8 protein-coding genes are annotated in these 9,212 nt (G+C 74.3%); all 8 read right to left on the bottom strand.

Translation table 11 applies throughout. The features are described from left to right. Positions 1-591 (bottom strand): alpha-(1->3)-arabinofuranosyltransferase family protein (locus E1200_RS27370; RefSeq protein WP_243708863.1); only part of this gene is annotated, 591 nt, incomplete at its 3' end. A 73-nt stretch (positions 592-664) separates the two neighbouring features. Beyond that, on the bottom strand, positions 665-1,942 hold the full coding sequence (locus E1200_RS27365; protein ID WP_131954959.1) for a glycosyltransferase family 4 protein: 1,278 nt from the start codon (positions 1,940-1,942) through the stop codon (positions 665-667). Continuing rightward, positions 1,939-2,790, bottom strand: a complete 852-nt coding sequence (locus E1200_RS27360; RefSeq protein WP_243708862.1) for a glycosyltransferase — start codon at positions 2,788-2,790, stop codon at positions 1,939-1,941. The genes E1200_RS27365 and E1200_RS27360 overlap by 4 nt, the downstream gene beginning before the upstream one ends. Positions 2,791-2,835: 45 nt before the next feature. Then, a complete protein-coding gene (locus E1200_RS35290; protein WP_279485180.1) occupies positions 2,836-2,967 on the bottom strand; it encodes a hypothetical protein in 132 nt (43 codons plus the stop codon). Next, the gene (locus E1200_RS27355; protein WP_131954957.1) at positions 2,967-4,700 is read right to left on the bottom strand and encodes a hypothetical protein; all 1,734 of its coding nucleotides are present in this window, start codon (positions 4,698-4,700) and stop codon (positions 2,967-2,969) included. The genes E1200_RS35290 and E1200_RS27355 overlap by 1 nt, the downstream gene beginning before the upstream one ends. A 65-nt stretch (positions 4,701-4,765) precedes the next feature. Then, positions 4,766-6,907 carry an acyl-CoA dehydrogenase gene (locus E1200_RS27350; RefSeq protein WP_131954956.1) on the bottom strand — a complete coding sequence of 714 codons (2,142 nt, stop codon included), beginning with the start codon at positions 6,905-6,907 and terminating at the stop codon, positions 4,766-4,768. Positions 6,908-6,969: 62 nt separating this feature from the next. After that, positions 6,970-8,238: a hypothetical protein gene (locus E1200_RS27345; RefSeq protein WP_131954955.1), complete on the bottom strand. Its 1,269-nt coding sequence runs from the start codon at positions 8,236-8,238 to the stop codon at positions 6,970-6,972. Positions 8,239-8,313: 75 nt separating this feature from the next. Beyond that, the gene (locus E1200_RS27340) at positions 8,314-9,171 is read right to left on the bottom strand and encodes an EI24 domain-containing protein (RefSeq protein WP_131954954.1); all 858 of its coding nucleotides are present in this window, start codon (positions 9,169-9,171) and stop codon (positions 8,314-8,316) included. Between the last annotated feature and the right edge of the window lie 41 nt (positions 9,172-9,212).

Raw genomic sequence — 9,212 nt, 5'->3', positions numbered from 1 at the left:
GCTCTCCCCGGACGCCGCGCCGACCAGCGGCAGGACGATCCACGGCAGCATCGCGACCGGCATGTACTCCGAGGAGATCTGCCCGAGCGTCGCGAGCCCGCTCGGGGCGAGCGCGTAGGCCATCCCGGCGAACATGCGCGGGACGGCCGACGCGGCGCCGGAACCGCCGAGGCCGAGCCGCCCGGCCAGCCGGTAGGTCCCGACGAACGCCAGGCACAGCAGCAGCGACGTCCAGAGCCGCTGCGTGATCCACGCGGGCATCCCGGCCACGTCGCCGAGCGCGAAGAACGGGCCCATCGGGAACAGGTAGCCGACGGCCTGGTTCTGCAGCTGGCCGAACTGCTCCGGGTCCCACAGGTGCAGGGCGCGGCCGAGGAACCCGAGCGGGTTCACCGCCATGTCGATCTTGGTGTCGGCGAGGATCTCGCCGGGCCGGGTGCTGAACGCGATCGCGACGAGCGTCAGGCAGCACGCCAGGACGCGCAGCCGCTCCCGCAGCCGCTCGCCGATGTCCGCGCCGCCCGGCGGCCCGCCGGGGCCGGGCCGCCGGGGCGCGCCGGCGCGAGGCGGGTTCGCCTCTCCCACGGCCATGCTCGCGCTCCGCCCCTCTCCGCCCGTGCCCGTGCCCGGAATGCCCGTGCTTGGAATGCCCGTGCCCGAATTGTCAGCCTGGGTGCCCGTCACCGTACCGCCGGCCCGCGGGTGCGGGCTCATCCCCCGGCAGGGTCGCGGCGGTGAGGAGGCCGCGCATCCGGTCGGCCGTCCGCGCCCAGTCGAACTCCCCCGCCCACTCCCGGCAGGCGGCGGCGATCTCCGCGCGGCGCGCGGGGTCGCCGAGCTCCTTGAGAGCCCTTTCGACGACGTCGGCCTGGTCGTCGCCGGGGTGGACGAGCCATCCGGTGACCGTGTCGCGGACGGCGTCGCGCAGCCCGTCCACATCGTGCGCGACGGTCGGGACGCCGAGCGCGGCGGCCTCGATGACGCTGAGGCCCCAGCCCTCGCCCTGCGACGTGCTGAGGTGCAGGTCGGCGCGGGCGACGAGGGCGGCCTTGGCCTCCTCCGCCACGTAGCCGTGCGCGATGACGACGCCGTCCAGGCCCCGCTCGGTGATCCCGGCGGCCAGCGCGGGTGCCTCCGGCCCGTCCCCGACGACGTGCAGCCGCAGCCCCGGGCGGGTCTCCGCGAGCCGCTCCGCGAGGTCGAGGAGGAGGCCGAGGCGCTTGTGCGGGACGAGCCGCGTCACGCAGACCAGGTCCGGATCTCCGGCGGGCTCGGCGGGCGCCGCGCCGGGTTCGGCGACCGCGGTCCCGTTGGGGACGACGTGCGCCGGCCCCGTCCAGCCGAGCCGTTCCCGCACCGCGCGCAGCGTGGACGGTGAGACGACGGCGAACGCGTGCCGCCGGTACGTCCAGCGGCTCACCGGCCCCTCCAGCACGCGGCCGAGCCAGGCCAGCCACCGCGGGAAGTACAGGTCGAACTGGGCGTCGTGCACATGGTGGACGACGCAGACCACCCGCACACGGCGCGGGACGACCCACGGGGTGAAGAAGGGGATGCCGTTCTGGCAGTCGATGACCGCGTCGAACGAACGCGCGTCGAACGAACGCATGTCGAACGAACGCGCGTCGAGCGAGCGGCCTCGCCTGCGTGCCGGCAGGCTGAACCGGCGGGCCAGCAGCCACAGCAGGACGAGCGGGTAGACGGTGAACCGGCCGCCGAGCCGCACGAACTCCACGTCCTCGACGCGCTCGCGGCGCCGCTGCCCCGGCGCCCGGGACGTGACGTAGTGGACGCGGGAGCCGTCCGCGGCGAACCTGCGCGCGAGCTCCCACGCGTACCGTTCGGCGCCGCCCGCGGCGGGATGCCACGGATCCCGCCAGTTGACGACCGCCAGCCGGAGTCTCGCGGAGGTCGTGCCAGGGTCCGGGGAGTCCGCGTTCATCCCGACTGTGCGGTGGGCGTCGACGGCAGGCCGTTGTCCAGGATGATCGGTTCCGCCTTCGCGTCCGCGAACATCGCCCGGACGGGCACGACCGGGACGGTCGGCGCCGCGGGCACGGCGGGCAACCGGATCCCGGCGCGCGCGCGGATCCGCGCCAGGTCGAGCAGGCACTGCAGCGAGTGCCGCCGGACCGAGAACGTCGAGCCGGGGCGGTCGCGCCACACCACCGGGATCGCCGTCACCGACGCGCCCCGCCGCACGCAGTGGGCGAGCAGCTCGACGTCGAACGAGAAGCCGTCGGTCCGCAGGTCCGCCGCCGCCGCGCGCGCCAGCGGCCCCTCGAAGAACTTGAACCCGCACTGCGTGTCGGCGATGCCGCCCACGAGATCGCGGACGGCGCGGTTGAACGCGATGGCACCGAGCCGCCGCAGGGGCACGGCGTATCCTTGGACGACCGACCGACCGTGGCGCCTTGACCCGACCACGACCGGGCGGCCCTCGCGCAGCAGGACGATGGCTTCGTCCAGCGCGGCGAGGTCTGTTGCCATATCGGCGTCCATGAATCCCACATACGGAGCGCGCGTCTCCAGCAGTCCCGCGCGGACCGCCGCTCCCTTGCCCCGGCGCTCGCAGTGCACCGCCCGCACGGGCACCGGCCCCTCCCAGGCCCGGACGATGTCGCCGGTGCCGTCGGTGCTGGCGTTGTCGACGACGATGACCTCCGCGCGCACCTGGAGCTCGGCGAGCTTGGCGCAGAGCAGGCCGAGCCCCTCCGGAAGCCGGTCGGCCTCGTTGTAGGCGGGGACGACGATCTCCAGGAGGGGGGAGCCGTCGCGCCGAATCCCCAAGTGCCCGCCCATCAGGGCCTACACGTCAGCATCGGGGCCTGCGCGTCAGCGGGAGCCGTAGTTGTACAGCGGCTTGATGACGGGGTCCTTCTGGGAGGATTCCACGAGCTGGACCGTGCCGAGCGACGCTCCGGCGGCGAGCAGGACGCCGACCACTGCGGCGATGGCGATGCGCATCAGGGGGTCCTTCTACGAGGGGGTCTGCGGCGGGGTTTGATACTGCTGAGTAATGGTTGGCTCAGAGTAGTACCTGACGCCAGGAATGACCAGAAAACCACCAGACTCGCGATGACCCACCCCAGCACGACCGGCACCACCGGCACACCGTCCCCCGGGGCCGCGGCGGCCCCGTCGATCCGGTAGACGGCCAGGTCGGGGCCGCGCAGCACCTCGACGGCGGGGCCGGCCGGACGCTGCGACCCGATCTCGGCGTCGACGACGACGTACCGGATCCCCTCGGCGCGCAGCACGGCCACGGGAGGGGCACCGGAGCGGGCGGCGGGCGCCAGCCGGACGGCCCGCGGGTCCTCCGGCGCGACGGTCGTGGTCCCCCCGGTGGTGCCGACGCTGACGGCGTCGTCCACGACGACCCGGCGGTGCAGGTAGCGGGGCAGCGGGTCGAGGACGCGCCGCCCGTGGTTCCAGGGGTAGCTCCGGTACGACGCCCAGGGCAGCACCAGGACGTCCCCCTCGGCCGGGTCCGCGTGGATGATCTGCCTGGCCCGCGCCCAGTCGTCCGGGTAGCGGACGGCCCGCAGCTCCCCCGCCGCGCCCCACGCGAGCGTCGGCAGCAGGATCACCGGCACGGCCATCGCGGCGGCGGCGACGCCCGGCAGCCGCGCCTCCGCGGCCCGGTCGGCGGCCGCCCCGAGCCCGACCGCGACCGCGACGGCCAGCGGCGCCACGTACTGCTGACCGTCCCGGAAGACCGCGAACCCCGACCAGAGGCCGATCACGCCCTCCAGGACCGGTGCGGCGACCGCCCCGAGCGCCGCCACCGCGAACCCGGCCACCGCAGCCGCGGCCAGGCCGCGCCGCCACCTGGGCTCCCGGCACCACTTCCAGTAGGCCGCCAGCGCCGCGACCACCACGAGCAGCCAGAACGTCGCGGTCACCGGGGCTCCGTAGCCGTCCGGCACCGTCTCGCCGTTCCACACGCCGCCCAGCAGGAACAGGCTGCCGAGCGTCCCGAACGGCGTGTCGGCCCGCGCGGCGAACAGGCCGACGGCCGACCCGTCCCCGGGCACCCCGGCCGGACGCAGCAGCCCCGGCACCAGCCACGGAAGGCTCAGCACGCCCGCGGCGCCCACGACCCGTGCCGCGGCCACCGACCTGCCCCGGACCCCGGCGTGCCCGCGGGCCACCACGGCGACGGCGAGCGCCGTCAGGCCGGAAACGGCCAGCGCCGCGAACCCGCCGATGGCCGCCGGTAGCAGGGACCGGACGAGCCGCCTGCCCCCGCCCGGATCGTGCAGCCCCGCGGCGGCGGCGACCACCCATGGCAGTGCGGCGTAACCGAGCAGGAGCGCCCACTGGCCGAGCAGCAGCCGCTCGGCGACGAACGGGTTCCAGGCGTAGCAGACCCCGGCCGCCAGGCGCGGCGGGAGCCGGGTCGTCGGGACGAGCGACGCCGCCGCCGTGCACGCCATCACGAAGATCGCGAGCAGGATGAGCTTCTGCGCCGCGTCCGCCGGGAGGACGGTCGCGAGCGCGGTCGCGAACGCGTCGCTCGGCACGTGCCGCGGAACGATCCCGGTCAGCCCGAACGTCAGCGCGGTGAACGCGGGGTCGGGCACGAACACCATGTCGTACGACAGCACGAACCCGGGCGCGAGCCCCGGCCCCAGCGCCGCGAGCCCGAGCCCCAGCCCGGTCAGCGCGGCCACCAGATGCCGTGCCCGCCCGTTCAAGCAGTCCGCTCCCTCATGCCCGCCAGGACGCTACCCCACGTGCGCGCCGCCGGGAGACATCCCGGTCATCCCGCCGGTTCCGGATCGCGCGGGAGGCCGAGGATCCGCTCACCGATCACGTTGAGGTTCACCTCGGTGGTGCCACCGCCGATGCTCATCGCGCGGGACGCGAGCAGGTAGCGGGTCCAGCGGGCGCGCAGGTCGCTCTTCCAGCCGCCGGTCAGGGCGCCCTCCTCGCCGAGGAGCGTGAACCCGAACTCGGTGACCTGCTGGCCGTGCTCCATCGCCACCAGCTTCCGGACGTTCGCCGTCGCGCCCGGGTCCGTGCCCGAGAGCTGCTTCAGCGTGGCCCGCAGCCCGAGGAGGTTGAACGAGTGCTCGTCGCAGGCGAGCCGGCCGAGCCCGTCGCGGACGACCGGGTCGTCGGCCAGGCCCAGCCCGGCGGCGAGGTCGAGCAGCTTGGGCAGGTCCCCGCCGAGCTGGAAGCTGCTGGTCAGGCCGACGCGCTCGTTCGCCAGGGTCGTGCGGGCGACGCGCCAGCCGGCGTTGACGGGCCCGACCACGAGGTCGTCGGGGACGAAGACGTTGTCCAGGAACACCTCGTTGAACACGGCGTCGCCGGTGCACTCCCGCAGCGGCCGGATCTCGATGCCCGGCGAGGCCATGTCCACCAGGAAGTACGTGATCCCGTCGTGCTTGGGCCGGTCGGGGTCGGTGCGGGCGATGCAGATGCCCCACTGCGAGTCGCGGGCCAGCGACGTCCAGATCTTCTGGCCGCTGATGCTCCAGCCGCCCTCGACGCGCTCGGCGCGGGTGCGCAGCCCCGCCAGGTCGGAGCCCGCGCCCGGCTCGGAGAACAACTGGCACCAGATGATCTCGCCGCGCAGCGTGGGCGGCAGGAACCGCTCCTGCTGCTCCGGCGTCCCGTACTGCACCAGCGACGGGACGACCCAGCCCGCGATCATCAGCGGCACCGGGCGCACCTTGGCCGCCTTCAGCTCCTGCTGGATGACGATCTGCTCCAGCGGCGAGGCGTCCCTGCCCCACGGCTTAGGCAGGTGCGGGGTCACCCAGCCGCCCTCCGCCATCGCTGCGCGCTGCGTCAGCGGGTCCATCGCGGCGAGTTCGGCGACGCGGGCGCGGATCTCCTCGCGCACCGGCTCCGCCTCCTCGGGCAGGTCCACGCTCATCGGGCGGCGCACGCCCGCGACGGCCAGGGCCGCCACGTCCGCGCGGTGCCCGCTCGCCCGGCCGAGGAGCGCCCGCAGGGTCAGGCCCCGCCGGTAGAGGAGATGGGCGTCGTGCTCGTAGGTGTAGCCGATGCCGCCGTGTACCTGGATGTTGCCCTCCGCGCAGGTGACGGCCGCGTCGGCGGCCAGCGCGGCGGCGACGCCGAGGGCGTAGGCGCGCTGCTCCCGGGGCTCGTCCAGCGCGCGCGCCGCGTCCCATACGGCCGCCCTGGCGCGCTCCAGCGCGATGAGCATGCGGGCGCACTTGTGCTTGATGCCCTGGAACTGCCCGATGGGACGGCCGAACTGCTCGCGGATCTTGGCGTAGGCGACCGCGTCGTCCAGGGCGCGTCCGGCCACGCCGCACGCCTCGGCCCCAAGGAGGACGACGGCGAGCGCCCGCACGTCGGCGCCGTCAAGGAAACGCTCGTCCGGGGCGGTCACCCCGTCGGCCGTGACGGATCCCACTGGGCGGGTGACGTCCAAGGACTCCAGTTCGCCGACGACGACCTCGTCCCGCTCAAGGACGACCCAGCGGTCGCCCGCCGGAAGCAGGAAAAGGTCGGCCAGCGGTGCGCCCAGGACGGGCTGCACCGTCCCGGAAACGCTGGAGCCGTCCACATCGAGGCTTCCGGACAGCCCCACCGCGGCCTTGCGCGACCCGTCGGCCAAACCCTGCAGGAGCTTCGCGTCCCCACCGGCGTGCAGCGCCGCGGACGCGAGGACGGTCGGCGCGTACGGCCCCGGGGCGAGGACGCGGCCGAGTTCCTCCAGCGCGACGGCCTGCTCAAGGAGTCCGAAGCCCTGGCCCCCGGCGTCCTCCGGCAGGTGCAGGCCCGGCAGGCCCTGCTCGGCGAGCGCCGTCCAGAAACCGGCGGCGTCCCCATCGCGGACGGCCTGCGCCGTGATGTTCCGTTCGGCGAACCCGCGCACCGACGCCGCCAGTGCCTCGTGCTCCTCCGTCAAACCGATCGCCATGGCTCCACCTCTCTAGAAGTGGCCACAGCCTATTAGAACGTCATTCGGTTTGTCAGGGCGCGTCAGGGCACGAGCTTCAGGCCGGAGAAGAACGTGTTGACGTCCGGCCACATCTGCTTGTGCGTGTTCGGCATCGACGCGAACACCACCGCGGGCGTCTTGCGGCCGGTGTCGATCACGGCGGTGGCGACGACCTCGCCGGTCGCCCGCACGCCCTCGCGCTGGTAGGTCAGGTACGAGGCGATCAGCCAGCCCTGCCGCCCGCCCACGTTCAGGGCCTGCGAAGCCAGCGGCCTCGTCTGGTGCGGGAACGCGTAGTACTGCGCCTCGTAGCTCTGCGCGACCAGCGCGGTGGCGTTCTTCACGCTCTCCGGCCCCTGGTAGGCGGCCTGCATGCTCGGGTGCAGCGTGCCGGTGAGCAGCTGGCCGTACCAGATCTGCCCGGCCCGGTTCTCCGTCACCAGGATCTGCTGCCCGGACCAGCCCGCCGTGCCCAGCCCGTTCTGCTTCGTGGGCACCTTCCAGGGGGCGGCCATCTGCGGGTACGACAGCCCGGAATGCGCGTCGGCGACCTGCCCGCCGACCCGGCTCGGCCGGCCGCCGAACGTCCCGAGCGGCTTGTCCGGCGGCAGCTCCACCTGCGGCGCCTCGGACTGCTCCGCCGTCCGGCCCGCGTTCCCGTCCGCCTCCGCAGGCTCGTCGCCGCCGCCCTTCAGCAGGAACACCGCCGCGGCCGCGATCAGCGCGACGACCAGCAGCCCGATCCCGCCGAACAGCACCAGCCGGGAGCGGCCGCCGCCGTCGTCCAGGACGTCGCGCGGCGCGTCCGGCGAGCCGCCGAGCTTGGCGTCGGCGGACTCCTCGTCCGCCATCCACTCCGGCATCTGCCAGTTGCCGCTGCTCGGCTTGCCCGGCTTGGCGGGCTGCCCGGCCCCGGTGGGGACGGCGGGGGCGTACCGCTCGTCGCCCTGCTCGTTCCCGGCGCCCTCGTCGAACAGGTCGCCCTCCCACTGCTGCGACTCGGCCTCCGGCGCGGGCGCCACCCGGACGTCCTCGGCCGCCGGCTCGGCGGACGGCCGGTCCGCCTCCTCGACCTTGCCCCAGACGTCGTGCGACCGGGCGTCCGCCGCGGAACCGGAGGCAGACTCGGAGGCGGGCCCGGAGGCGGGCTCGGCGGCCGGTATGAACCCGCCGCCGGGCACCTTGGGCTCGGGGAAGGCCACCTGCGGACCGGTGTCGCCACCGGCCTGCGGCTCCTCGCGGGACCCGTCCCGCGGGTCGCTCTCGCTCATATCGGTCCAGCGCACGCCGCGCTCCCCCTGATCGGACATGCGGCACACGTTACGCGAAGATCAGCGCTTGAATCCCGACCTGTAATCACGCTCTGGACACATCTTCCTATCGCCTCAGTGATACGCAGCCGGACCACCGCCACCCGGTGTGACCAGCCCCGCAGCGGTCTCCGGGCCGTCCGCGAGGCGCTCCCGGGCCAGCAGCGTCCCGCCCGCGACCGCCCCCGGCATCGCGAGAACCGCACCCAGCGGAATGAGAAACACCACAACGGTCGCGGCCCCGAACCCGACCACCAGCGCGCGGTTCGCCCGCATCCGCGCGAACCGCTCCTTGCGCAGGATCCCGCGCCGCTCCAGCGCCACCGACGACAGCTCGCCGGCCAGGAAGTACCCCGACACCAGCCCGGCGGTCACCGGCACGACCGTCTGCCCGATCACCGGCACGAACCCGCACGCGAAGAACACCACCGCGAACCCCAGCGCGACGACCCCGAGGATGAGCGTGTCCTTGACCGCCCGCCCGATCGAGACCATCAGCGGCACCTCGGGGTCGGGCGGCGCACCGCCGCGCGACTCCTCGACCCGCACCGCGATCGCCTCGTAGAACGGGTCCCCGACCAGCAGCGTCACCGCCGTGAACGTGATCAGCGCGAGGAACAGCGCCGACCCGAAGATCGCGATCCCGGCCACCACCCGCGCCGACGACCGCGCCGCGTCCGACCACCCGTCCGCGAACCCGGTCACCCACCCGGCCAGGTCATCGACCTGGAACGCCAGCAGGACCAGCGCCGTCCCGTAGACGGCCAGCACGATCAGCGCGGGGATCAGCCCGAACAGCCACTGCCCCGGCCGCCGCGCCACCCAGCCGAGCCCGCGGAACAGATACCCGGCACCGGTGAACAGGTCCTTGAACCCGGACCGCTGCGCGACGACCTCCGGCGGCCGTCCCGGCGGCCCAAACGCTCCACTCACGCCGCCAAACCTATAGCCCCCGCCCCACCACGACCCGAAAT

The organism is Actinomadura sp. GC306, from assembly GCF_004348665.1.
Lineage (GTDB): Bacteria > Actinomycetota > Actinomycetes > Streptosporangiales > Streptosporangiaceae > Spirillospora.
The sequence above is the reverse complement of the archived record's forward strand: the minus strand, read 5'-3'. Positions and strand labels throughout refer to the sequence as shown.